The sequence below is a fragment of the Lactiplantibacillus paraplantarum genome (assembly GCF_003641145.1).
GTDB classification, from domain to species: domain Bacteria; phylum Bacillota; class Bacilli; order Lactobacillales; family Lactobacillaceae; genus Lactiplantibacillus; species Lactiplantibacillus paraplantarum.
The window spans coordinates 1459150-1482442 of record NZ_CP032744.1; the positions used below are offsets into that span (position 1 = coordinate 1459150).

General features: G+C 43.5%; 24 protein-coding genes, 1 tRNA gene and 1 pseudogene. 16 read left to right on the forward strand and 10 right to left on the reverse strand.

The window, feature by feature from the left end:
* Nucleotides 1-43 precede the first annotated feature (43 nt).
* Nucleotides 44-910, forward strand: coding sequence for an SPFH domain-containing protein (locus LP667_RS07030; protein WP_056988297.1), 867 nt, complete (start codon nucleotides 44-46; stop codon nucleotides 908-910).
* 623 nt (nucleotides 911-1533) lie between these two features.
* Here the strand turns inward: LP667_RS07030 and LP667_RS07035 are convergent.
* Entirely contained in the window at nucleotides 1534-1734 is a 201-nt protein-coding gene (locus LP667_RS07035) for a hypothetical protein (RefSeq protein WP_021731440.1), read from the reverse strand.
* Nucleotides 1735-2254: 520 nt separating this feature from the next.
* On the opposite strand from LP667_RS07035, the gene LP667_RS07040 reads away from it, so the two are divergent.
* A complete protein-coding gene (locus LP667_RS07040) occupies nucleotides 2255-2860 on the forward strand; it encodes a lytic polysaccharide monooxygenase auxiliary activity family 9 protein (RefSeq protein WP_021731441.1) in 606 nt (201 codons plus the stop codon).
* Nucleotides 2861-3143: 283 nt separating this feature from the next.
* Here the strand turns inward: LP667_RS07040 and LP667_RS07045 are convergent.
* Nucleotides 3144-3214: transfer RNA gene (locus tag LP667_RS07045), tRNA-Gly, on the reverse strand.
* 370 nt (nucleotides 3215-3584) lie between these two features.
* Between LP667_RS07045 and LP667_RS07050 the strand changes: the two genes are divergently transcribed.
* On the forward strand, nucleotides 3585-3833 hold the full coding sequence (locus LP667_RS07050) for a hypothetical protein (RefSeq protein WP_021731442.1): 249 nt from the start codon (nucleotides 3585-3587) through the stop codon (nucleotides 3831-3833).
* Between the two features lie 152 nt (nucleotides 3834-3985).
* On the opposite strand, the gene LP667_RS07055 is transcribed toward LP667_RS07050, so the two are convergent.
* The 4 genes from LP667_RS07055 to LP667_RS07070 all read right to left on the reverse strand — a co-directional run bounded on the left by LP667_RS07055 (nucleotide 3986) and on the right by LP667_RS07070 (nucleotide 6508).
* Nucleotides 3986-4471 carry a TspO/MBR family protein gene (locus tag LP667_RS07055; protein ID WP_021731443.1) on the reverse strand — a complete coding sequence of 162 codons (486 nt, stop codon included), beginning with the start codon at nucleotides 4469-4471 and terminating at the stop codon, nucleotides 3986-3988.
* Between the two features lie 26 nt (nucleotides 4472-4497).
* The gene (locus LP667_RS07060; RefSeq protein ID WP_021731444.1) at nucleotides 4498-4956 is read right to left on the reverse strand and encodes a universal stress protein; all 459 of its coding nucleotides are present in this window, start codon (nucleotides 4954-4956) and stop codon (nucleotides 4498-4500) included.
* A gap of 147 nt (nucleotides 4957-5103) precedes the next feature.
* Nucleotides 5104-5469, reverse strand: coding sequence for a DUF805 domain-containing protein (locus tag LP667_RS07065; RefSeq protein ID WP_021731445.1), 366 nt, complete (start codon nucleotides 5467-5469; stop codon nucleotides 5104-5106).
* 145 nt (nucleotides 5470-5614) lie between these two features.
* Nucleotides 5615-6508 carry a diacylglycerol/lipid kinase family protein gene (locus LP667_RS07070; protein WP_021731446.1) on the reverse strand — a complete coding sequence of 298 codons (894 nt, stop codon included), beginning with the start codon at nucleotides 6506-6508 and terminating at the stop codon, nucleotides 5615-5617.
* 214 nt (nucleotides 6509-6722) lie between these two features.
* On the opposite strand from LP667_RS07070, the gene LP667_RS07075 reads away from it, so the two are divergent.
* Together LP667_RS07075 and LP667_RS07085 are read left to right on the forward strand one after the other, a co-directional pair.
* Nucleotides 6723-6971, forward strand: a complete 249-nt coding sequence (locus tag LP667_RS07075; RefSeq protein WP_021731448.1) for an integral membrane protein — start codon at nucleotides 6723-6725, stop codon at nucleotides 6969-6971.
* A gap of 173 nt (nucleotides 6972-7144) precedes the next feature.
* Entirely contained in the window at nucleotides 7145-7396 is a 252-nt protein-coding gene (locus tag LP667_RS07085) for a GlsB/YeaQ/YmgE family stress response membrane protein (protein WP_021731450.1), read from the forward strand.
* 170 nt (nucleotides 7397-7566) lie between these two features.
* Here the strand turns inward: LP667_RS07085 and LP667_RS07090 are convergent, their stop codons facing one another.
* The 3 genes from LP667_RS07090 to LP667_RS07105 form a co-directional block, all read right to left on the reverse strand.
* Nucleotides 7567-7788 carry a CsbD family protein gene (locus LP667_RS07090; RefSeq protein WP_021731451.1) on the reverse strand — a complete coding sequence of 74 codons (222 nt, stop codon included), beginning with the start codon at nucleotides 7786-7788 and terminating at the stop codon, nucleotides 7567-7569.
* Between the two features lie 77 nt (nucleotides 7789-7865).
* A complete protein-coding gene (locus tag LP667_RS07095) occupies nucleotides 7866-8132 on the reverse strand; it encodes a hypothetical protein (protein ID WP_021731452.1) in 267 nt (88 codons plus the stop codon).
* 271 nt (nucleotides 8133-8403) lie between these two features.
* A complete protein-coding gene (locus LP667_RS07105; RefSeq protein ID WP_021731454.1) occupies nucleotides 8404-9843 on the reverse strand; it encodes a C69 family dipeptidase in 1440 nt (479 codons plus the stop codon).
* A gap of 271 nt (nucleotides 9844-10114) precedes the next feature.
* On the opposite strand from LP667_RS07105, the gene LP667_RS07110 reads away from it, so the two are divergent.
* The 8 genes and pseudogenes from LP667_RS07110 (at nucleotide 10115) to LP667_RS07140 (ending at nucleotide 17859) form a co-directional block, all read left to right on the forward strand.
* Entirely contained in the window at nucleotides 10115-10309 is a 195-nt protein-coding gene (locus tag LP667_RS07110; RefSeq protein WP_021731455.1) for a 2-hydroxymuconate tautomerase, read from the forward strand.
* Nucleotides 10310-10381: 72 nt separating this feature from the next.
* A complete protein-coding gene (gene lysA, locus LP667_RS07115) occupies nucleotides 10382-11707 on the forward strand; it encodes a diaminopimelate decarboxylase (RefSeq protein WP_021731456.1) in 1326 nt (441 codons plus the stop codon).
* A 475-nt stretch (nucleotides 11708-12182) separates the two neighbouring features.
* The gene (locus LP667_RS07120; protein ID WP_021731458.1) at nucleotides 12183-13100 is read left to right on the forward strand and encodes a prenyltransferase; all 918 of its coding nucleotides are present in this window, start codon (nucleotides 12183-12185) and stop codon (nucleotides 13098-13100) included.
* 98 nt (nucleotides 13101-13198) lie between these two features.
* Entirely contained in the window at nucleotides 13199-13975 is a 777-nt protein-coding gene (locus tag LP667_RS07125) for a potassium channel family protein (RefSeq protein ID WP_021731459.1), read from the forward strand.
* On the forward strand, nucleotides 13972-14370 hold the full coding sequence (locus tag LP667_RS07130) for a hypothetical protein (RefSeq protein ID WP_244282807.1): 399 nt from the start codon (nucleotides 13972-13974) through the stop codon (nucleotides 14368-14370). Before LP667_RS07125 ends, LP667_RS07130 begins: the two co-directional genes overlap by 4 nt.
* Before the next feature lie 105 nt (nucleotides 14371-14475).
* Entirely contained in the window at nucleotides 14476-14640 is a 165-nt protein-coding gene (locus LP667_RS16720; RefSeq protein ID WP_156648175.1) for a hypothetical protein, read from the forward strand.
* 352 nt (nucleotides 14641-14992) lie between these two features.
* A pseudogene (locus LP667_RS07135) lies at nucleotides 14993-16343 on the forward strand (aspartate aminotransferase family protein).
* A gap of 16 nt (nucleotides 16344-16359) precedes the next feature.
* The gene (locus LP667_RS07140; protein ID WP_021731464.1) at nucleotides 16360-17859 is read left to right on the forward strand and encodes an APC family permease; all 1500 of its coding nucleotides are present in this window, start codon (nucleotides 16360-16362) and stop codon (nucleotides 17857-17859) included.
* A 262-nt stretch (nucleotides 17860-18121) separates the two neighbouring features.
* On the opposite strand, the gene LP667_RS07145 is transcribed toward LP667_RS07140, so the two are convergent.
* Nucleotides 18122-18931, reverse strand: coding sequence for a Cof-type HAD-IIB family hydrolase (locus LP667_RS07145; RefSeq protein WP_056988296.1), 810 nt, complete (start codon nucleotides 18929-18931; stop codon nucleotides 18122-18124).
* Nucleotides 18932-19078: 147 nt separating this feature from the next.
* On the opposite strand from LP667_RS07145, the gene LP667_RS07150 reads away from it, so the two are divergent.
* The 3 genes from LP667_RS07150 (at nucleotide 19079) to LP667_RS07160 (ending at nucleotide 23292) form a co-directional block, all read left to right on the forward strand.
* Nucleotides 19079-20446 (forward strand): RsmB/NOP family class I SAM-dependent RNA methyltransferase, encoded by a 1368-nt coding sequence (locus tag LP667_RS07150; protein WP_021731466.1) that lies wholly within the window; start codon nucleotides 19079-19081, stop codon nucleotides 20444-20446.
* Nucleotides 20447-20622: 176 nt separating this feature from the next.
* Complete coding sequence (locus LP667_RS07155; RefSeq protein ID WP_056988295.1) at nucleotides 20623-21477, forward strand: zinc ribbon domain-containing protein; 855 nt, start codon at nucleotides 20623-20625, stop codon at nucleotides 21475-21477.
* A 468-nt stretch (nucleotides 21478-21945) separates the two neighbouring features.
* The gene (locus tag LP667_RS07160) at nucleotides 21946-23292 is read left to right on the forward strand and encodes an SLC45 family MFS transporter (RefSeq protein ID WP_021731468.1); all 1347 of its coding nucleotides are present in this window, start codon (nucleotides 21946-21948) and stop codon (nucleotides 23290-23292) included.
* Nucleotide 23293 lies beyond the last annotated feature (1 nt).

Sequence of the window (23293 nt, forward strand, 5' to 3'; positions counted from 1 at the left end):
TCGGCGCTTATGCTATAATTAGGTCCAAAAGGGGGTAGTCATGATGAAAGAAAAACAAGTGTTTCATATTAATGGCTATATTGGGCTAGTGCTCGCGATTGTGTTCGTATTGGTCGGTGGCTGGTTAGTTTGGGTCGGTGCGACGGGCGACCACTTTGCTAGTATTTTTTTAGGGGCGTTACTAATTATTATTGCGGCGTTTGGCGCTAGTTCTTTAACAATCGTTGGACCTAATGAAGCCCGGGTGCTGACATTTTTTGGTAAGTATATCGGGACAATTCGGGATTCGGGGCTGTTTATGACCGTTCCGTTGACCAGTAAGTTTTCAATTTCGTTGCGGGTTCGCAACTTTAACAGTGCCATCTTAAAAGTTAATGACCTCCGAGGAAATCCAGTGGAAATTGCGGCCGTTATCGTGTTCAAAGTTGTTGATACTAGTATGGCGCTCTTTGCGGTAGATGATTATGAACAATTTGTTGAAATTCAAAGTGAATCGGCAGTACGGCATGTCGCATCAGAGTATCCCTATGACACGTTTGATGACGATAAAAAGATTACGCTACGGAGCAATCCAACCGAAGTTTCTGACCGATTAATGGAGGAACTTCAGGAACGGCTGAATGTCGCGGGAGTTGAAATCGTGGAAACACGCTTAACGCACCTTGCTTACGCGACTGAAATTGCCAGCGCCATGTTGCAACGACAACAATCTTCAGCAATTTTGTCCGCCCGCAAAGTCATCGTGGAAGGTGCCGTTTCAATTACAGAAGATACGATTGCCCGTTTGGAAAAAGATACAGGGATGCAATTGTCGGATGATAAGAAGCTGCAATTGATCAATAATATGATGGTTACCATTATTTCGGAGCGGGGTACGCAGCCCATTGTGAATACTTCGGAAGTTAAGTAGGAATATTGTTATAACACTATCTATAGGATGATAAAAGGCTCTCAAGAATGAGAGCCTTTTATTGTGCTGTGAAGCGCGAACAATCGATAGTTCTAATTGATATCCTAGCTACCGAAAATCTTAAAGAGGGCGGAACAGGCAACGTTTCGACAATATTGACATAAAAATTGTGCTCAGTTTTGCCCAGACTTTTTATGCTCTTTCAATAGTCAACTAGTTGATTAGCACAAGTCTAGTTGCTAATGTCACTCATGTAGATTAAGCCATACCAACATCGTGTAAGCATGAAGGCTGTTAATTTTGAAATCACTTTGTTTTGTTCAACAGAAAAATGGTATCAAAAGACATTATATTGCCTTAAAAATGATATTCGCAGGCAGTCTTTAGTGATGTAATTTTTTATATAATAGATAAGAAATGATGATGGCAATAATAACCACAGCAACTATGTCAACAGTCCAATCAACTGCAGATAGGCTTTGAAAGTAGTCGAACAAATTTTTATTAAACATGATTTTTTCCTTAATATGTTAGCGAGAAGTCGATATAACCTTTCCAACTGTAATTTTAGATTATTGTATAATAAATCACATTGTTTCTTAATGGCCGATTTAATCTTGAAATTAATTTAGTTGCCCGTTTAGATATGCTTTGCTAATGACAATGATTAATCCGATTATGATTAATAATAAACTAACATAATTGAGCGGACGACTTCTACTTTGATAATGGGTAAACCAGCCATATTTGACACGTGTATTAGCAACATTGATGATGATACCGATACCAGCGATAATACTGCCAATTACTATAATAAGATCCATCTGTGTTACCTCCGTTTAATTAAGTCGGTTAGCTCAAAGCTGTTAAGGTAAATGGCCTGGGGTGATTGAGCTAGGATGGGTTCATTAGAATATACTCGGAAGTTGTCATTTAAAGAAAAATGAATAGCATATTCTAAATTTATACAATATATTAAGATGGCAAATGTTGTCAATATAGATGCAATCCACATTTTATGATGTAAACATGAATTGTGATACATGATAATTATAAGTGATGAGAAATAAACACACTTGCTGATACGACTACTAAAACAACTTATTAAATGAACCATCAATCAGGAATTCACTGGAGGGCATTAGCAGGAATGTCTGAAGCTATTGGTAAAGATACAAAGAGTCTTTGATGACGAGTAGTGAAATAATTTATTGATGGGAAAATGACTTAAGCGTTATTCAATGCTAAGCCGTGATTGGCATACTTGAATTGAACTGATCTCTGTGCATCTTTGTGGCAAGTATTTTGGAGTGGCGTTATAGTGAAAATTGGGGAGGGGATCTTATGTTAAGCACCAAAAAAAATCGTATCTTACGGTACTTATTCGTTATAGTTGGTATGATGATTGCATTTTTAGGTTGTAGTGTGGTTCAAGCTTCAGCCCATGGATTTGTGACTAACCCAGGTGGACGAGCTTATCTGGGGAGTACTTGGTATCCGGGTGGACCGTTGAATACCAATATTGGATCGGTTATGTATGAACCCCAAAGTATTGAGGCACCTAAAAATACATTCATTGATGGTAAAATTGCCAGTGCCGGTATTGCTAATTTCGCTCAATTGGATGAGCAAAATGCAAATCGCTGGTATAAAACACCAGTAAGGGCAGGTAAGCTTAGTGTGACTTGGCAATTGACAGCTCGCCATAAAACCAGCACGTGGGATTACTATCTGACAAAGCCTGGCTGGAATCCGAACGCACCGCTCAAGTTTAGCGATTTCAAGAAGATTGCTAGCTATAATGATAATGGCGCTATGCCTAATGAATTTGTGACTCATCAGGTGAATATCCCAGCAGATGAAAAGGGTTACCAAATACTATTAAGTGTTTGGAACATAGCGGATACTGGTAATGCCTTTTATCAAGTTTCAGATCTTAATGTCCAATAATAGTCAGTGCGGGTTTAATTTATCTTTAATATAATATGCGTTTGACCAATAAAAATTATGAAACAGTCTTGCTGGTTGTAGTTGGCCAGTAAGACTGTTTCGTCAGTTTAGGTTGAAGATGCATACATAAGTCAGCCGCTTTGACAATCAATGGACGCGACAGCTACGTTAACATCGTTGAGTAGATTGGATTGTTAATGAAGTTATAATCTCTCTAGAATACAGGTCGATAGAATGATGTTGACAATTGACTGATTATTATCATGATTTCAGTTAATAACTAAGCGAGTGACGGGAATCGAACTCGCGACTACAGCTTGGAAGGCTGTTGTTTTACCACTAAACTACACTCGCATGAATTGAGCTCTCGGCTTGTGCGGGTTGCATCTTTGAACTGATATGACAGCAGTAACGGCGCACGTTACTAAGAGTAATGTTTTGCTATAAAAGAACTATATTCTTAATTATATCGCAAGTAGTTGATAACCGTAAAATAAAAAGCAGTATGCATTATTCAACAGTTTTCAATTAATTATTCACTGTCCAATAGCTAATCTATGCTAGTTAGTTAGAAGAATAATTATCGACATATTGGTATCGTGAGTAGTTGTGATGACCATTAAATAAAATTAATTGTCACCATTAATATGTATATTTATGGATTTGTCATTCAAGACGCGGTATATTAACCATGTTAATTACTAATTCTTGGGGGTGGACAATAATGAGTAAGGTTTATACGGATGTATTCAACATCAAGCATACGGATTGTACCGTGGTGGATACGATCAATGATTTTAGTCGAGTCTTTATTATTCAAGATAAATATGGGTCGCGGTTTACTTGTCTCAAAGATGATGCCCGCCCGGCTAAAAAGGGTAGTGGTCACTGGACGAGTGCCAGCCCGGAAGATGCACCGCAGGATTACGCTGTGCCTTATCGGTCAAGAAAACGGCAACGTAGAACATTATAGACTTTGTTGGGTCACCATGTTTTAAGCATCGTCGTTGTAATGCAAGTGTTATCCTGTAAAAGATACGGTCAAACCGTGTTAAGCTTTCAATAACATCAAATAACAGCCCCCGCAGTTATGATTTAACTGCGGGGGCTGTTATTTGACTAGTTCTAGTTCAATAGTGCGACGCCTAATGTCAAGTAAGTTGCAAAGCAAATCCAGACCATGTAAGGAACCATCAAAATTGCAGCTAGTCGGCTGCTACGATAGAACTGTAAAATACAAAGTAGGACAACTAAATCCAGAATAAGGATAATGACTAGCCCCCACCAATATGCGGATTGACTGAAGAAGATGATACTCCAGATAAAGTTTAACAACAATTGAATCCCAAACAACGCGGTATTCATAATACGGTCACGTCGGTTGATTGTCTGTTGGTAAACTAAGTAGCCGGCAATTGCGATGAGAGCATATAAGATGGGCCAAACGATGCCAAATAGGCCGTCTGGTGGCGAAAGCACTGGTAGGCTAAGCCCATTATAAATTGCCTTAATATCACCGGCTAACCAGGCTGATAAACTGCCGATGGCTTCAACCACGACAATAAAAATGAGCAGATGAAGCCAGTTGAATTTAGGACGTTCTTTGATCATCTGTTTCCCTCCAGTCTAATGATTCGCTAATCAGTATCGTCTGGTGTATTAATTACCGCCACGTTGACTTCTGCTTTTTGCACCACGTACGCAGTGGTTGAGCCAAGCAAAATTCGAGAAACCGCATTAGTACCAGATTTACCCATGACAATTAAATCAATAGCATATTTTTTGGGGAGATCTGTGGCAATACTTGCTTTGGGCGAGCTATTAACTTGGATCGGGAGAGCTTCTACTTGCGCATCGGTGGCTAGTTGTTGACCACGATCTAAAATATCCTGACTATTATCTTTCGCGACCTTTAATAGATTGGTATATAATGTGCCCCCATAAGCTGCTGGACTATACGCATTTAATCGTGTGATGTCAATGACATTAACCAGAAATAATTTTGATTTGAACGTCTGCGCCAGTTTGACTGCGTGCTTTAGGGCCATATAGGAATTATCAGAACCGTCAAGTGGAACTAAAATATTTTGATACATCATCAGGACCTCCTAGTTGAAATTATTTATTATGATAATGATAACATTTGATTAATTTTAACGTCTATTAATATGATTAAGGATTCAGTTATAAAAGACGCAACATTCATTGACCGCGGTAGTCAACAAATGTTGCGTCTAATTAAATTACTGCCAACGATTTGGTCGTGATGGTAATACCATCAAAATAAAGAACCAGATCGTCCCAATGAGTGGGACTAAGTCAATCAGAATCCACCATGCAGTGTGATCACTGTCATGTAATCGGCGGAATTTCAGTGAGAGTGTTCCTAACCAAACAATTAACGCAATCAGTTTACTCATTGTGTTAACACTTAGATCACTCCAATTATAGATATCTTCAATGGGATGTCCCATAATCATCTGAATAATTGCAATGAGCAACCCACCAAGGATATAGTTGATGATAACGGGCCACCAGTACTCGGAGCGTGTTGCCGTGCCAGAAAAGTTTAAAAGATTGTCCCAAAATTTGCGATAAGCGTTTGCCATCGTAATCCCCCCAATGAAGTGTGATATGTGAGTTACTATTAACTATGAGCTAATGGTGTTAATAAATAACTACATCTAACTATAACTATAAAATTAATTTTGTGCAATTAAATTACTGATTGTTTGTGCTAGAAATGACTAATGATTACGATGCCGCTGGTACAATCAATTCAAAACGATCGGCTAGATAGCTTAGTTCAATTGGGAGTTTGACCGCTGGATCGCCATCAATCCGAGTTGTGACGGCCTGACTGGTTGCGCTAGTAATGCGGGCACTGGTTGCCGTTAGTTGCGTAATCGCTTTGGAATGCTGCAAGTTACCCGTTAGTGCGAACCAAATATATGGAATGATTTGTCGCCACCCAATGTTATTAAGTAGACTGATGTGCATTTTACCAGGAGCGGATGCGCTATAGACGTGCCCGCCGACTGACTTGGTTGTAGTAATTAAGCAGAACCATGTTTTTAGCGTGTGGCTTGGTTCATGTTTGAATTGATAGCGAATCGGAAGTGACTTATTGTGACCGATATGGCGAATAGCTCGGTAAACGTAGCTTAGCTTTCCAAATCGTTGCTTCTCTGATTGGCGAACTTCATTAGAAATATCAGCCAAATTACCGAATGTCAGTGAACTGACGACTGCCCGCCGTTGATTACAAACGAGCATTCCAACCGACTGAGTTGCAGGCTGGGTACAAATTAGCTCAATTGCTGCTTCTGGGTCAGTTGGTAACTGGTAACGGGTGGCAAAATTATTCACTGTTCCCATAGGAATAATCCCGATGCGAATGTGTGCCTCGGCCTGGATCAAGGCAGTCATGGCAACATTTAATGTACCATCCCCGCCAATAATAATTAGTGCCGCTAGTTGAGGCAGGGTTTGTTTAATTAAGGCAATTGCGCGCGGAATCCCTGGTGTGGTAAGTAATTGCGTTTGAATGCCATGTTTCAATAACGCTTGTGCGGTTTGATGAGCGACGGTCGCTGCTTGGCCACTACCAGCTTGACCATTATAAAAAATACCGTAAGTTGTTGTCATGACGAACACCTCTGAAAGATATAGTTAAGTTTATTTATGATCTGACGATTAAGTCTTTAATGGTTCAAGTATAGCGTGAACGCTGGGTTACCCGGAAACGATATGCATACTTCAGCGTGCTGTCAGGTGGAATGAGCGTTTTGATTGCCCATCATAAAAATTATAGTTATGATAATTTTAATTACAATAATGCTGGCAATCGGGAGTGGTCACAATGGGATGGATCGGCGCTACTATACTTGGATTAACCGTGGGGATTGCTGCAAATGCAGTGGGATCACATGGCCAACGGCAAACAATAATTAATTTAATCATAGGCCCATTGGGTGCGCTTGGTGGTCAGCTGGGATTTGGTTTTGCTGGACCAGCGATTGCTGGGATGACGCTATTGCCTGTAGTTAGTGGGGCGATTATTCTGATTGTGATTGGTACGCTTGTCTTTCAGACACTTCAACCACAGTAATTGTGATTGTTTATGAAAATAGGGAGGTGCCCAAAATGGCTAAAATTAAACGACAGACCCCTGGTTTTTGGGGTAAATTATCATTATTGATTGCGATTGGACAATTAGGCTTGACTATTTATCGTGAAGTTCGCCAGTTCAAAGAACGCCGTTAGGATAAAGGGGATGATGACATGCATTGGTTATGGGTAATAATTGTAGGCTCCGCAGTTGGCGCGTTTGCGGGGGCGATTATGAGCCCTGGTCAATCACGTGGATGGCTTGGGCATATTATTGCCGGGGTGATTGGGGCTCTGCTTGGCGAAGTGCTGATTGGACCAATTGGCCCCGAATTAGCAGGGATGACCGTAATGCCAGCCGCAATTGGGGCCATTGCTGTCACCTTAATCATGATGCTGTTGATCCAGTGGTCACGGGTCAGATAACCACTACCCTACAAATGCCTAGAGAATCATTAGTATCCATAGACGGCTTCGAGATGTGAGTAATATCGGAGCCGTCTTTTAGTTAGCAACCACGATTAGTCCATTCATCGTACACAAAATGGGTGGTAGTTTTGAACTACCACCCGTTTTCGCCGTGCCCACGACAAGTTTTAATCGTCTGATTGCTTCTTCAATTTATCCTTAGCTTCATCAACGACGCCCTTAACGGTTTCTTCAGCGTCAGCTAATTTGTCCTTAGCTTTACCCATTAAGGATTGGGTCTTGCCTTCTGCTTCACGTGCACGATCCCCGGTTACTTTGCCTTCAACTTCTTTGGCCTTACCGCTCAATTGATCTTTTTTGCTATCGAATTTCTTGTTAACATCACTCATAAAAAGCGCCTCCTAATATAAGAATTACCCTTAGTTTGCTATAAGTGATGTTAAAACGCAATCAATATGCATGAGCCTCACAGCCATTCCGTCAAAAACGCAATCAGAAGGGCTGCAAAGTTAAGTAACCAGACTTGTTGGCGTTGTGACAGGTTGATCTCGGGGTGATGAGTTAAAGTAATTGCGTTAATGAGTACTAGCAGAATAATCAATGAACTGAGTATATAATTTGTATTGATCAGCATATAGCTGTTAATAATACCAGCCCAATGAGTTAAGGCTAGAATTAAATTAAAGAAGCAACCAATTAAGATACTATTGCGTAAGCTTTTTAGTGCGAACATCGTGGCGAGTCTCCTTACTAACAATGGTAATCATTGTTAGTAAGAAAAATACAGCAGTGGATAGTAAAAAACGTAGCGCAAGTTTTATTCGGACAGTGACAAAACTAATGTCCGTAATTATTGTTGTCGGTAGTGCGGTAAAAAAGCCCACCAACGTCGACGCTAAATCGAAGTTGGTGGGCTTTAAAAGTCAGACATTAATGTTAACAGCAGCTTAACTGTCTTGAGCAAGTTAGTCAAAGATTCAGCAAATTAGTCGCTGGTTTAAAAATTAAAGATTCAAATCAGTATCATAGTTTAAAGGTGACATATCGGTACTTTTAGTAATCAGATCGGCTGCCAAGGCTTGCATCGCGGCTAACGCTCGTTCTGCAGCTTCCTGATTAGCGGTCGTTAAGGCTGTCGCTAATTCGTCGCCATGCAATTGGCTAACTTGCCGGTCAGTAGTTATGATATGGTGGCCAAGTTGAATCGCCAGTTCCTTTTGTACGGTTTGCAGGTCACCATGTAATTCGTGATAGTGGGCATCTACCAAGATACCAACGTGTTTGAAAATCCAGTATGCCGAGGTGGCATCATACTTTTCAGTTGCCACCTGATACGCTGCGGGCGTGGTCGTCGCACCTGCATAGAACGGGACGTAAACACTTTCAGCGGTGACCCCCATCGCCAACCAGTGAATACCGCTCAGGGTGACTGGTACTTCAGGTCGTAATTGTAAGACGTGTGATTCTTGTGTCTTAGCAAGACTAATCGGGCGGTACTGGTGTTTTTCAGCCACGGATCCTTGACCTACGGGGTCGAACGGGGTCCCCTGATAATGAGAAGCCAAATAACCTTGAATTTGATCAATATGGATCAGTCCATCGGCGCGTTGAATGAACGGTAAATTAAACGACTCAGGCGTTTGTGGCACGCTCGGTGTGAAGCATTTTTGACCATACCAGACACGCGGTGTGTTGTAATAACGATCGGCAAGGTCGGCCGTGCCAAACACTTCACGGAAATTTAACCCGTTATCCATGGAGGCGAGCTGATTGTCTAAAACAAAGTTACGAATATTTTGTGCGTAGAGATAATTATCGTGATCGCTAAAATCAATTTCTTGAATGGCAAGTTGATTGGCAACGACCGCATAAGCGTCATCTGGAATTCGTTGTGCGACCCAATAGTGACCAGCACCCGTCTCCATGTACCAGACTTCGTTAACGTCGCTAAAGAGAATGCCGTTCGTTTCATACGTGCCGTGTTCTTCAATAATATGTCCGAGGCGTTCAACACCTTCACGGGCGGACTGAATATATGGTAAGGTGACCGTCACCATGGCCTCTTCACCAATCCCGGTGCTGACATAGGGGTCGGCGGCCAATACTCGTGTGTTGCAATAAGCACTTTCAGTTGCACTCATAGCAACGCCGTATTCGTTGATCCCGTCCTCCTCAAATAGGCCGTATTGATCTGTCCATTCAGGGGTGGCCGTGTATTTCGCTCGGATTTTCGGTAACGTCATCGTAAAAGGATGGTCTTGATCTTGAGATTTGAATACCTGTGGTTCCTCAAATTCATGATGCGCGTGGATGACCATTTTTTTCGCCCAAGCGGCGCGTGAATCCTCATTACGGCCAATCATGGTCGAACCATCCGCACTAGCATTTTTACCCACTAAGATACTGGTACAAGCGGAATAAGGGTTAAATTGATGGGACAACATATGGAACCTTCTTTCTCCACTTCACTGGAAATTAATCGCAACAAAGTAGCATAAGCATTTTTATTAAATTAATTTTAGCATGTTTATTGATAAATGGGGCTTTTAAGTTCTTTGGGTCGGATTGGCTTTAATGCAAGTGTTTAAGTCATGCATCGCTGTTTGCAATCGTTATCGAGGATTAATTTGGCGACATCCCGGCTTGCAAAACGCGAAAGATTAAAGTAAGATTAAAACATTCGAAAATAGAGTCTCAAGATAGGAGCGTGGCCCCATGCCAATCGTACACATTGATCTAATTGCTGGTCGTTCACAAGAACAACTTAAAAATTTAGTTAAGGACGTGACCGCTGCAGTTAGCAAGAATACCGGTGCACCAGCAGAACACATTCATGTGATTTTAAGTGAGATGCAAAAAAATCGCTACAGTGTTGGTGGTGTTTTAAAGAGCGACGAGGAAGCAGAATAGGTTTTTCATTGCCGGACCGGTCAAATGACGTGGCCGGCTTTTTTTAAAGTCTGGTAGAAGGTAGGTTAAATTGTGAACGAACAAATTAAGACGGATGCTTTAAATGCAGCGCACCATTTAATGGTGGGTGGCGTTGATACATTAGCACTTGCAGAGGCTTATCAGACGCCGTTATATGTTTATGATACTGGCGCGATTCGTGCTGAAATTGCGGCGTTCAAGCAAGTGTTTGAAACGAACCACGTGGACTACCAAATTAGCTATGCTAGCAAGGCGTTTGCAACCGTAGCTATGTATCAGTTGATTGCCCAAGAGCATATTCATTGTGATGTGGTTTCCGGTGGTGAATTATATACGGCCCAACAGGCAGATTTTCCGATGGCTAACGTTTCGTTCCATGGTAATAATAAGTCATTGGCAGAATTAACAATGGCATTAGATGCCGGTGTTGGCAACATGGTTGTTGATAATTTCGATGAGTTGCAACAATTGATTGCGCTAACTAATCAGCGTCAGCAACTAACGACCATCATGTTGCGGATTGCACCGGGCATTTCAGCACACACACACGACTACATCTCAACGGGTCAAGAAGATTCCAAGTTTGGCTTTGATTTGAATAGTGGTCAGGCAGATACGGCCGTTAAACAAGCGCAAGCCGCGCCGTTTTTGAACTTAGTTGGGATCCATTGTCATATCGGGTCACAAATTTTTGAATTGAACGGCTTTGAGATGATTGTCGATAAACTCGTCGGGGTGTTTGCACGTTGGCAACGAGAACTTGATTTTTATCCGCAAATCATGAACGTTGGTGGTGGGTTTGGGGTGAAGTATACGGCAGAAGATCATCCGTTGCAGCCAACGGATTTTGTGGATGCCATTGTCAAGGAGACGATTGCTCAGACCAAGGCGCATCACGTGCCAATGCTAGAAATTTGGATTGAACCGGGGCGGTCATTGGTTGCCGCGGCTGGGCTGACACTATACACGATTGGTGACGCTAAGGAAATTCCTGGTATTCGGAAGTACTTAGCAGTTGATGGTGGTATGGGTGATAATATCCGACCAGCATTATATCAGGCCAAGTATGAAGCAGTCCTAGCTAAAGATCCAACATTACCAGCTGAACAGGTGGCATCAATTGCTGGTAAGTACTGTGAATCTGGTGATATGTTGATTTGGAATCAACAGTTGCCGGCAACAAAATCTGGTGATGTGTTGGCCGTTCTTGATACTGGCGCGTATGGCTACGCGATGGCTAGTAATTATAATCGTAATCCCAGACCGGCCGTCGTCTTTTGCGAACAAGGGCACAGTCAGCTGGTTGTCCAACGCGAAAGCTACGCTGATTTAACGCGACTAGATTTACCATTATCAGTGCCAGAAGAAACCAAATAAAATTGTGATGATGAGGTGGCATTTCAAGATTGATAGTCTTGAAATGCCATTTTGCGTCTCTGTAAAATAAAAGCCTCTTTTTATACGTTGCAAACTATTCGGCATGCGAGGTAACTGTGGGCAAGGTTACATGTTAAAATGGGTCATGCTAGGTGATGAGCCGGGAAATATTGTTAGCAACGGGGCTTACTTAATCTTCGTCACCCGCTTGCGACAGTGTATGTCACATGGTTAGTAATATTTAATTGGGCTTACGGCACGTTTAACAATGATGGTAGGTAATGTCGAACTTATTGTCAGCATAAATGGTAGATGTTCCAATCGGGCCTAATTTTTAGTTAAATCTGGCTGCTTTACTTGCGTTAACCGTGAAGTTTGTTAAAATTTGATAGTTAAAGTGTTCGACGGTGACGATGGTCAAAAAGATTTCAGTAGCAAGTTAATACTTTAAATAACCGGTGGGGGAGTTGTTAAAATGTTCAAAAAATGGCTAACTTGGCCAGTGTTTTATGAACTGACAGAAATTTATACGGCGCCACTCAACATTATGTGGTTTGTTCTAGGAAGTGCGATTGCGCAGTATCACTTAGGTACGGTGAACTGGCTCAATGTCGCGCTTTGTTTAGTCAGTGTGTTTATTTTTGACTTGGCCGTAAACGTTTCCGATAATTATTATGATTATCGGCATGCGCGTGATCGTGAAGGTTATGCGCAAAAGACTAATCCAATCGGACGATTAAAGCTGCCCGTTGCGGGTGTCGGGCGGTTAGCGTTAAGTTTATACTTAATTTCATTGATTCCTGGTATTTGGTTGGTTTTGCGAACTGGATGGTTAGTGTTGGTGTTAGGACTGGTTGGCTATACGATCGGTATTTTTTATACCGCGGGGCCTCACCCAATCAACGCGACACCACTATGTGAGACGGTCGTGGCGCTAGCCATTGCTTTTCTAATTGAATTAACTTGTGTGGTTGTATCAACGTATGGTCAACAGCCGTTGACTTGGTCGATAGTCGGGACAACGTTCTTGCTGTGCCTACCGTTGACGCTGATCTTTTTTTGCTTGCAGTTGGCTAATAATACGGCTGACCGTGATGAGGATATTTTAAACCATCGTTACACCTTAGCTTATTATCTTGGTAAACGTGGTTCGGTGCGCCTGATTCAAGCTTTTTTGGTTATTGGTGGCGTTTGGCCATTAGTGAACGTCTTGCTTGGATTAGCACCAGTAGTGACGATTTGGGTCGTCTTGTTGCTCCCAATTATGTGGCAAGGTATGCGACCATTTTTTGCCGTTCAAGATAAGCAAAAGACGTTTATTACGACGGTTAAGAGTGCTTCGCTATTCTTCATTTTATATCCAGTTCTATTCGTTTTGGGAACGTGGTTGTAACGAATTGGTAAAGCTGACTAAATTTTTGACGCTTATCATGGTTATTTTTATGAAAGTGGATTATATTATTACCAGTTTATAAAATAGGGGTAAGCAGGATGGAAGCAGAACAGCGACAGCAGCGGCGTATCGCATTTTATCACTTGATTATCACGTTATTGACGCTCTGGTCGGCAGTCAATGTGGTCTTATTATCATTTCATATTGGCGATTGGCACGTTGAGACGCGTATCAGTAACGGTTTATTAGTTGTATTTGCCGTTGACTATTTTGTACGATTAGGTCGTTCACGTGATCGCAAGACTTTTTTAATTCATTCAGCATTTGACTTAATGGGTATTATTCCCATGCACCCAGTATTTGCGTTGTTCCGACTAGGACGGTTAGCGCGAATGGTGCAGTACCATCATTTGTTTTGGAAATTGGGGTTAGATGGTAAGTGGTCCCATGATTTTCACCGCTTTATTTACAGTACGGGCTTTATTTACCTATTTTCAATCAGTATTGCGATTATTGTTTTAAGTGCCTTACTCTTTTCTGTTTTCGAGCATCAGAGTTTATCAGATTCCTTATGGTGGGCCATTACAACGGCGACGACCGTCGGATATGGCGATGATACTCCGCATACGGCGGTTGGAAAGGTGATTGCCGTTGGGCTGATGTTCGGTGGAATCGGCTTTATTGGTTTATTAACAAGTACGATCACTGACTTCTTCACTAATCAGGCTAGTCCCAACATGCCAGCTGAAGCGTCCCATGACGAAGACGAGTTACGACAATTGTTAGTCAAAATTGACACTTTGACGACCAAGGTCGACCATTTACAAAATCAGGTTAAACGGTTAGAAAAATCAGGTTATCGAAAAAAACATTGAAGATTTGGGTCGTTGTGTTGCCATTTATGGTGCCGCAACGGCCCGTTTTGCTGTGCTATAATAACGTTAATAAATTCGAAACGGCGGTGGTTGAGATGGGACAAGCAGTAACCTGGTGGGTGTGGTTACCGGCACCGGTTGTGACTCGTCAATCAACATTCAAAATTCATGCCGGCGATTTGCAACTTCATCCTGTACCGTTGCAAGCAGCTCAGTGGTATCGATTTGATCGGTCGCGACCAGGACGTGTGTGCGCCATGCCGATACCATCAGACCAGCATGCGGCTTTTATTTACTTAGCAGCCCAAGCAATTGGTAATGGACAAGTTGGCGTATTACCAGCACCCGAACGGCCAATAATGACGCGGGCAACGATGATTTCTTTTACCCGGTAAAGGAATTTTGTGAATGAACCCTTAAGCTTGGTCCGGTGAGGTAAACTCACTATATTAAAGTTATCAGATCGTTGTGGTCAAATTAATGGGGTGGGAGGTGACGTCGTGATGAAAACACGGTACCAGTTATTATTCAGTGGTTATGGTGGATTTGGAAAGGCAAGGTGGTATCTGTTGATGATGGTCATCACTAGTTTGAGCGGATGGTTGGCTGGCCAGCAGCTAGCACTTGACTACGATATCCGGCCACCATGGTTGGTCAGAACGTGAACTCAACCAAGCAAGTGCCCAGTTGTTGTTGGCGACGACCATTGTTGGCATAATTTGTTGGGGACTAGCGCGGTATTTGAAGTCACGGGCCTAAAGTGGATTAAAGCGTAACGATTGTCACCTGATTCCTGAATTGGAATGAGGACAGTCGTTTTTTGTGTGTCCTGATTGTCAGTCAATAAGTGCGGCGTTAATTAATCTTTCTCTTATTAATTAAAAATATAATTGGCTTAAAAAGTGCAGATTAGCGGGATAAAGTGGGTATTGTTAACTTTTTAATCTGAAAAATAGGCTTGCATATAAATTAAAATATGATTAAAATTAATTTTATTAAATTAATGGAGGCCTGTGAATGATTAGTCATAACCATCGTTTAGATCAACAACTCATTGAACGTGAAGATCATTATTTAGCGACTGCTGCACGAATTAATTACTATGATTTAGTTATCGACCACGCCCACGGGGCACTGCTCACCGATGTCGATGGTAACCAGTATATTGATTTGTTGGCTAGTGCTTCAGCCATTAACGTGGGGCATACCCATCCGCGGGTTGTTCATGCGATTCAGGATCAGGCTACCAAATTGATCCATTATACGCCGGCTTACTTCCATCACCAGCCAGAGCAACAATTGGCCGAACGATTGGCAAAGTCAGCGCCCGGCACAGACAACGAAGTAATTTTTGGCAATTCTGGTTCGGATGCCAATGACGCGATTATCAAATTTGCGCGAGCCTATACTAATCGCCAATACATAGTGGCTTATACGGATGCTTATCACGGCTCAACGTATGGTTCAATGTCGTTATCAGGTGTGAGCTTAAACATGGTACGCAAGATGGGACCGTTGCTACCTGGCGTGGTACACGTGCCATATCCGGATTGTTACCGGACGTTACCTCATGAGACGGAACATCAATTAGCACAACGCTATTTTGAAGCGTTCAAGGCACCATTTGAATCCTACTTGCCGGCTGAAGAAACAGCATGTGTCATTATTGAACCGATTCAAGGTGATGGTGGAATTCGTAAGGCCCCGGCTGAATATGTCCAACTAGTCTACGATTTTTGTCAACAACATGGTATTTTATTCGCGGTCGATGAAGTCAATCAAGGCATGGGCCGGACCGGTAAATTGTGGAGTATTCAAAATTTTCCGGGTATTCGACCAGACTTGATGTCAGTCGGCAAGTCGCTTGCTTCCGGACTGCCACTTAGTGCGGTGATTGGCCGCCGTGACGTGATGGAAAGTTTAGGGGCCCCGGCGCATGTCTTCACTACGGCCGCCAATCCGATCTGCTGTGCGGCAGCCTTAGCGACGCTAGACGGTCTTAGCCGATGAGCAGTTAGTCACACGTTCGGCCAATTATGGGCGCTATGCGCAAGAGCAGTTTTTACAGCTTCAGCACCGCCATCCTAAAATTGGCCAGGTGCGGATGTACGGACTAAACGGCGGGATCGAATTAGTGACGGATCCGCAGACCAAACAACCAGATCCTGAGTTTGCAAGTGATGTCATCTACGCAGCTTTTGAACGCGGTGTCGTGATGATAACGCTTAAAGGAAATATTTTACGGTTTCAACCACCACTAGTGATTACGAAAACGCAGTTAGACACCGCGTTAACGGTGTTAGATGAGGCACTGACTGCCGCAGAACAGGGGCTAGTTAAACGGCCGCAAGGTAAGATCGGCTGGTAAAACGAGGAGGATTTTGATGCAACGGTTATTAAAACGATTAACTTTAAAAGAAGATCCGAGTATTTATGAAGACAAGGATTCACACTTAGCCCGGGTATTAACGGTCAAGGACTTTTTAGCCTTAGGTGTGGGGACGATTGTTTCAACGTCAATTTTTACATTGCCGGGAGTGGTAGCGGCGAACCATGCTGGCCCTGCGGTGGTCTTTTCGTTCATCGTGGCGGCGATCGTTGCCGGGTTAGTTGCGTTTGCGTACGCTGAAATGGCGGCCGCAATGCCGTTTGCTGGTTCGGCTTATTCGTGGATCAACGTCATGTTCGGTGAGTTTTTTGGTTGGATTGCCGGGTGGGCACTACTTGCAGAGTATTTCATTGCGCTAGCGTTCGTTGGCTCCGGATTATCTGCTAATTTACGTGGACTGCTATCACCATTGGGACTGACGCTTCCTAAGGCTTTATCAAATACGTTTGGGACCAACGGTGGTGTGGTCGACTTGATTGCCGTACTCGTAATTGCCCTAGTTTCGTTGCTGCTTTCACGAGGAATCAGTAAGGCTTCGCGGGTCGAAAACATTTTGGTTGTACTTAAAGTGTTAGCGGTACTGACATTTATCGTGGTTGGCGCAACGGCGATTCACTTACAAAATTACGTGCCATTTATTCCGAAGTACCATCTGAATGCGGATGGGAGTGCTTTTGGGGGCTGGCAAGGAATTTATGCCGGGGTGTCAATGATTTTCTTAGCCTATATTGGCTTTGATTCGATTGCGGCGAACTCCGCAGAAGCTAAGAATCCTGGTAAAACGATGCCACGAGGAATTTTGGGCTCATTAGTGATTGCGGTGATCCTCTTTGTGGCTGTCGCCCTTGTCTTAGTTGGGATGTTTAAATATTCAGCATATGCGAATAACGCCGAACCAGTCGGCTGGGCCTTGCGACAAGCTGGACATCCGATTGTTGCCAGTGTTATTCAAGCGATTGCCGTACTGGGGATGTTCACTGCCCTGATTGGTATGACGTTAGCGGGTTCACGGTTAATTTACTCCTTTGGGCGTGATGGCATGCTGCCGAAGTGGCTTGGTAAGTTGCATCATAATCAGCCGAATAATGCCTTACTCGTATTGACGATCGTCGCGATTATCATTGGTGCTTTCTGTCCGTTTGCCTTCCTAGCACAACTGATCTCAGCCGGAACGTTGATTGCTTTCATGTTTGTCTCGTTGGGCATTTACGCTTTGCGGCGTCGAGAAGGTGTGGACATCGCAGTACCAGCTTTTAAAATGCCATTTTATCCAGTTTTGCCAGCTATCGCTTTTCTCGGTGCTTTGTTCGTTTTCATGGGGTTGGATATTCAAGCTAAATTATATGCAGGAGTGTGGTTCCTGGTTGGTTTAGTCATCTACTTTAGTTATGGCATGCGCCATTCGTATTTAGCTGAAAAACGACAATCAGATACGGCCACTAACTTACAATCACCGTCTAAGACGGTTAATTCGGCCACTGAAGAACGTGACTGATTACAAGGATACAATCATCAAAATAAAGTAATCAGCTTAACACAATATTGCTAAGTCTAAATAAATCGGCACTTCCAGATGTAAGCTTGTTCTGGAGGTGCCGATTTTTATTGTTAATCAATATGATTAGCCACTAATTAAAAATGCGGGGTTAACTACGTATTATAGAGTAGTCGATAGCAGTACTTGCGGTCTGATGAATTAATGGCCCAACTAAAGGCCCAACTGACGTGTCTCAAATGATTGCTGGCGATAATGTTCTTTATTCCGCAATGTTAAAATAATCGTTCAGGTATCGGGCCACCCCATTTTGATCGTTATCATAAGCAGTTATATCATCGGCCGTGGCTTTGATTTTATCAGTACCATTAGTCATCGCTACGCCCAACCCCGCGTATGCCAACATTTCGAGGTCGTTATGTTCGTCACCAAAGGCAATCACATTACGGCGCGGAATTTGAAAATGATGTGCTAAGTAGGCGACGCCCTTAGCTTTGTGGACCCCTTTGGAGGTGATTTCTAAAATCGCGTTCGGGCCGCCCCAAACACCAACGTCGACTTGGTCACCAAAGCGTTCAGTGATCCAGTCAATGATGGCTGCCCGTCGATCGAGTTGCACTAACAAGACTAAGGAATTCGGGTTACGGGTCAACGTGTTCGGCGTCAAGCGGGGACTATCAGCAATTTCTGGGAAAAACTTACCCGCAATCAAGTCTTGACCGGCCGTCATCGTGCTTGTTTTATTTTCGGCAATGATCTCGTTGATGCCCAACTGTTCACGATATTTAACGAGTGCTAAGACGATGGCCTTGTTAATGGTGAATTGGTATTCGGAGGACCACGTTTGGTGTGGCAGGTGTCCTAATGAGCCATTAAAGTTGATCATCGGGCTCTTAAGATGCAGCTGATCGTAAATCGCCTGTGAACCCTGATATGAGCGTCCGGTAATAATACTGACAATGTGACCCGCTGCTTGTAATCGTTGCATCGTTTGGATCGTCGCTGAATTGAGTTGGGATTCAGCATTCAAAGTGGTTCCATCTAAGTCTAACGCAATTAGTTTTCTTTCCATATTCAACAAACATCTCCCATATTTCTGGCAGTTAATCAGTTAAATTTAGCATAAATCCTGCCTAATTGCGAATCTTTGCTACCTTACAGTCGGGCCGAAATGTGGTAATCTAATTGAGGATGCTTTTTAATTGAGGAGGAAATTTGGGTGCAATTACCAGCAGAATTTATTCAAAAATATCAACGACTACTAGGCGATCAAGCGCCCGCTTTTTTAGCAGCGTTCGATGGGCCAGTTGAAAAGGGCTTTCGGGTTAATCCGAACAAGACTGTGACGGCCACGATGCGCGCCAAGATGGCAGCACCCGTTCCGTATAGTCCGATTGGCTATTATGGCAAGGTGAACGGCAATGCGCTTGAGCACTTAGCTGGTGCCGTCTACAGTCAAGAACCAAGTGCCATGACCGTTGGCGAGTTTGCAAAACCAGAACCTGGTGAACGGGTATTAGACCTATGTGCGGCACCGGGTGGTAAAACGACACATCTGTTAAGCTATCTGCATCAGACCGGTCTACTCGTGACTAATGAGATCAATCGGCAACGAGTGACGGCCCTTGGTGATAATGTGGAACGCTATGGCGCCCGCAATACCGTTATTACCAACGAAACGCCCGCGGCACTGGCTAAAGAATTACCCGGATTTTTTGACCGGATTTTAGTCGATGCGCCGTGTTCGGGTGAAGGTATGTTTCGCAAGGATCATGACGCAGTTCAGTATTGGACGCCCGACTACCCAGCGGCGTGTGCTGAACGCCAACGGCAGATTTTGACGGAAGCGGTCAAGATGTTGCGTCCGGGCGGGCATCTGATCTATTCGACCTGTACTTTTGCGCCGGAAGAAGACGAACAAATGATGGCGTGGTTACTAACAACCTATCCCGAGTTTGAGTTGGAACCACTGGCAAAGACGGCTGGAATGGTTGACGCGAAGCCGGAGTGGGCAGATGGCAATCTTGAGTTGGCTAAGGCAGCCCGGTTATTTCCACACTTGATGCGTGGTGAGGGCCATTTTATTGCCAAATTGGTCTATCATGGTACAACGGAAGTTAAGGATAAAAAGATGGTCCGAGAAGAGTTAAGCGCCACGCAACGGCAATTATGGACGGACTTTTTACAAAAACAAGCAACGACTAGTTTGCCAGCGCTCGTATTGCAGGCGCATGGTGATCAGTTATATGGGGTACCAGCCATGATGCCGGTGACACGGAAGCTTAAGATTTTCCGTCCGGGCATTTTATTAGGAACTTTTAAAAAGAAACGGTTTGAACCGAGCTATGCGTTAGCCTTAGCGAGTGATGATTTGCTGTTACCTAAAGTTGAAATAACGCGTGAACAGTGGGCGTTATATGTTCATGGTGAGACGTTTGAGCTGGCAAGTGCGCCTGTAGCTGGCTTTCACGTTTTAACTTGTGAGGGACTACCAGTTGGTTTTGGAAAGGTTGTCGCTAAGACGGTCAAAAATTTCTTTCCTAAGGGATTGCGATTCTTGGCAACTCCAGAAAATACGATGCTATAAATACGACGTTGTATCAGGTAATGACTAAATGGCTAACAAGCGGGCGGTTGCGCCAAATCTAATCAGTTGAAGAGCAACAGTCGTCGTAACAAGATCGATCCATGATAAAATAGTGGCACGATGAGTCCCTGATGGTAACGAATTGACTCAATCAATTGTGATATTGGAGGAAGATTATGTATTGCCCAAATTGTGGGAAGAAGAATGATATCGACGCGTTATTTTGTGAAAACTGTGGGGCCCGGTTAATCATACCAACGAGTTCAGCGCAACCAGCATCGGCATCAGCCGTAAGTACGGCTGCGCGTTCGACGTCGTCTGCGGCCGATTTCCAAGCACCAGCTGCGAGTGAAGCGACTGCGGCTGAACCCACCACGCGCTCAGCACAACACGCCCGTCAAAATGACCAACCAAGCTCACAATCAAAGACGCCTTGGCTGATTTTGATTGTGATATTGGTCGTGATACTCGGCGGGGGCTACTATTGGTTAGGGCACCAACGTCAAAGTAATTCGATAACGACGACGGCCGAGTCCTCGTCTAGTGCTGCCGTTTCGACAAAAACCGAATCGTCATCATCGTCCAAAGCGTCTGCAAGCACAACCACTCAGCCGGCACTGTGGTCGGCAACCAAGTCGAGTGAGTTAGCCTCATTTATGTCGTCATGGCAGGATACGATGAATCAATCTTACGAGGGCACTTATGATGGTCAGTCGGTAACCGTGGGTACGTTGAGTTTGCCTGCGGACATTAAGCACAACCAGTATCAAGATAAAATCACGGTTAATGGTGATAAGGTCAAACTCAAGTGGACGGCGTCTGCCGATACGGCTGCGAAGTATCAAGTTGTGGCTGCTGCGACTGATCTCAATGCGTCCAGTGGTGTGATTACGTACTTGTACGTTTTCCATAATGGTTCACCAGACGTTCTTGTTTCGCAAGACGGTGCGGATACGACTACGTTTAACTTTACTAGTTCACAAAATACAGATCTGCAAGATGGATTCGCAAAGATTGCAAATGCGGATTAATAAATAATTTAAGCGTTTAAATCGCGTGTTTTTGCCATGTTGGCACGAACAGGCGATTTTTTTGTCGGCCAGGTCAATGCTCATCATGAGGCAAGCTAGGGTTTTTAGCAATCTGATGGCATGAATAATTGCTATTAACCGATGTAAATTGATAATCTCACTGGTGATTTTATTGAAAACACAGCCATTATTTTCAAAAATGAGTTGTTATTTGGAATTATGGCTACTGTGCAACACATTGCAATATAATGATTTTTTTGTGAATTATTTGTGAACTTTTAACGATTTGGTGTATGGTGCTAAACGACTTCATGCCTTTATATCAGTGGATTTTAAACAATGGGTACCTCTGATAAATGATTAAAACGCTATCATGCAACTTTACGCAACCGCTTGCATTATTTTGGAAGCGGTTTTACAATTTAACTTGTACTTAAGCAATCGACATTATTTTTGGGAGGCTTTATTGTGAAAGAAACATCTAAAACAACGGCCGGGTTACCGAAACTGTCATCCAATAAGATTTGGATGATGAGTCTAGGCTTCCTTGGTGTTCAAATGGCATTTACACTTCAGAGCTCACAGATGAGCCGGATCTTTCAAACCTTAGGCGCGGATCCGAATAACCTCGGCTGGTTCTTCATCTTGCCACCACTCGCGGGATTGATCGTGCAACCAATCATTGGGAGTTTATCCGACCGTACGTGGGCCCCACGCTTAGGTGGGCGGCGGTTACCTTACCTAATCTTGGGGACCGTGGTTGCAGCGATTGTCATGTTGTTGTTACCCAACTCTGGTTCGCTCGGATTTGGTTACGCTTCCATGGCGGCCTTGGTTTTTGGTGCGATTACGGTGGCATTTCTCGATTTGTCATCCAACGTCGCAATGCAACCATTTAAGATGATGGTCGGGGATATGGTCAACGATGACCAAAAGAGTTATGCCTATGGGATTCAAAGCTTCTTGTTGAATACCGGTGCCGTCATTGCAGCGATTTTCCCATTCCTGTTGACCTTGTTCGGAGTCGCCAATACGGCTAGTAAAGGGGTTATTCCCAATTCAGTGATTTGGTCATTTTATATTGGAGCAGCAATCTTAGTCGTTTCAACAATTATCACGATTGCCCGGGTGCGGGAATATGATCCGGTCACTTACGCGCAGTATCACGGTATTGATGAAAGCGCTAATAAATCTGGTGGTAACTGGTTGGCACTCTTGAAGAAAGCCCCAAAAGTCTTCTGGTTAGTAGCCTTAGTTCAATTCTTCTGCTGGATGGCGTTCCAATACTTATGGACATATTCAACCGGTGCGATGGCCGCCAACGTTTGGCACACCACTAATGCCAGTTCTGCTGGCTACCAAGCCGCTGGTAACTGGTACGGGATCTTATCTGCTGTTCAGTCCGTTGCCGCGGTTGTTTGGTCATATGTTTTAGCCAAGGTTCCGAATAATCGGCATAAACTTGGTTATGCTTTGAGTTTATTACTTGGTGCAATTGGCTTCTTCTCAATTTTCTTCATTCACAGTCAATCGGCATTGGTCGTCTCATTCATTCTGGTTGGGATGGCCTGGGCCGCAATGAATACGTATCCATTGACGATGGTAACCAACGCCTTATCTGGCGAACACATGGGGACTTACTTGGGTCTCTTTAACGGCTCGATCTGCTTACCACAAATTGTTGCGTCCTTATTGAGCTTTGCATTATACCCACTATTTGGCAACTCACAAGCTAACATGTTCATCTTTGCCGGAATCGTTCTTGCAATTGGTGCGGGTGCAGTTAGTTTAATCAAAGAAACATACAAAAACTAGG

Bases quoted from the DNA above. Each gene is read 5' to 3' on its own strand.
- LP667_RS07030 (WP_056988297.1), top strand. From the start codon at position 44: ATGAAAGAAAAACAAGTGTTTCATATTAATGGCTATATTGGGCTAGTG.
- LP667_RS07035 (WP_021731440.1), bottom strand. From the start codon at position 1,734: ATGGATCTTATTATAGTAATTGGCAGTATTATCGCTGGTATCGGTATC.
- LP667_RS07040 (WP_021731441.1), top strand. From the start codon at position 2,255: ATGTTAAGCACCAAAAAAAATCGTATCTTACGGTACTTATTCGTTATA.
- LP667_RS07050 (WP_021731442.1), top strand. From the start codon at position 3,585: ATGAGTAAGGTTTATACGGATGTATTCAACATCAAGCATACGGATTGT.
- LP667_RS07055 (WP_021731443.1), bottom strand. From the start codon at position 4,471: ATGATCAAAGAACGTCCTAAATTCAACTGGCTTCATCTGCTCATTTTT.
- LP667_RS07060 (WP_021731444.1), bottom strand. From the start codon at position 4,956: ATGTATCAAAATATTTTAGTTCCACTTGACGGTTCTGATAATTCCTAT.
- LP667_RS07065 (WP_021731445.1), bottom strand. From the start codon at position 5,469: ATGGCAAACGCTTATCGCAAATTTTGGGACAATCTTTTAAACTTTTCT.
- LP667_RS07070 (WP_021731446.1), bottom strand. From the start codon at position 6,508: ATGACAACAACTTACGGTATTTTTTATAATGGTCAAGCTGGTAGTGGC.
- LP667_RS07075 (WP_021731448.1), top strand. From the start codon at position 6,723: ATGGGATGGATCGGCGCTACTATACTTGGATTAACCGTGGGGATTGCT.
- LP667_RS07085 (WP_021731450.1), top strand. From the start codon at position 7,145: ATGCATTGGTTATGGGTAATAATTGTAGGCTCCGCAGTTGGCGCGTTT.
- LP667_RS07090 (WP_021731451.1), bottom strand. From the start codon at position 7,788: ATGAGTGATGTTAACAAGAAATTCGATAGCAAAAAAGATCAATTGAGC.
- LP667_RS07095 (WP_021731452.1), bottom strand. From the start codon at position 8,132: ATGTTCGCACTAAAAAGCTTACGCAATAGTATCTTAATTGGTTGCTTC.
- LP667_RS07105 (WP_021731454.1), bottom strand. From the start codon at position 9,843: ATGTTGTCCCATCAATTTAACCCTTATTCCGCTTGTACCAGTATCTTA.
- LP667_RS07110 (WP_021731455.1), top strand. From the start codon at position 10,115: ATGCCAATCGTACACATTGATCTAATTGCTGGTCGTTCACAAGAACAA.
- LP667_RS07120 (WP_021731458.1), top strand. From the start codon at position 12,183: ATGTTCAAAAAATGGCTAACTTGGCCAGTGTTTTATGAACTGACAGAA.
- LP667_RS07125 (WP_021731459.1), top strand. From the start codon at position 13,199: ATGGAAGCAGAACAGCGACAGCAGCGGCGTATCGCATTTTATCACTTG.
- LP667_RS07140 (WP_021731464.1), top strand. From the start codon at position 16,360: ATGCAACGGTTATTAAAACGATTAACTTTAAAAGAAGATCCGAGTATT.
- LP667_RS07145 (WP_056988296.1), bottom strand. From the start codon at position 18,931: ATGGAAAGAAAACTAATTGCGTTAGACTTAGATGGAACCACTTTGAAT.
- LP667_RS07155 (WP_056988295.1), top strand. From the start codon at position 20,623: ATGTATTGCCCAAATTGTGGGAAGAAGAATGATATCGACGCGTTATTT.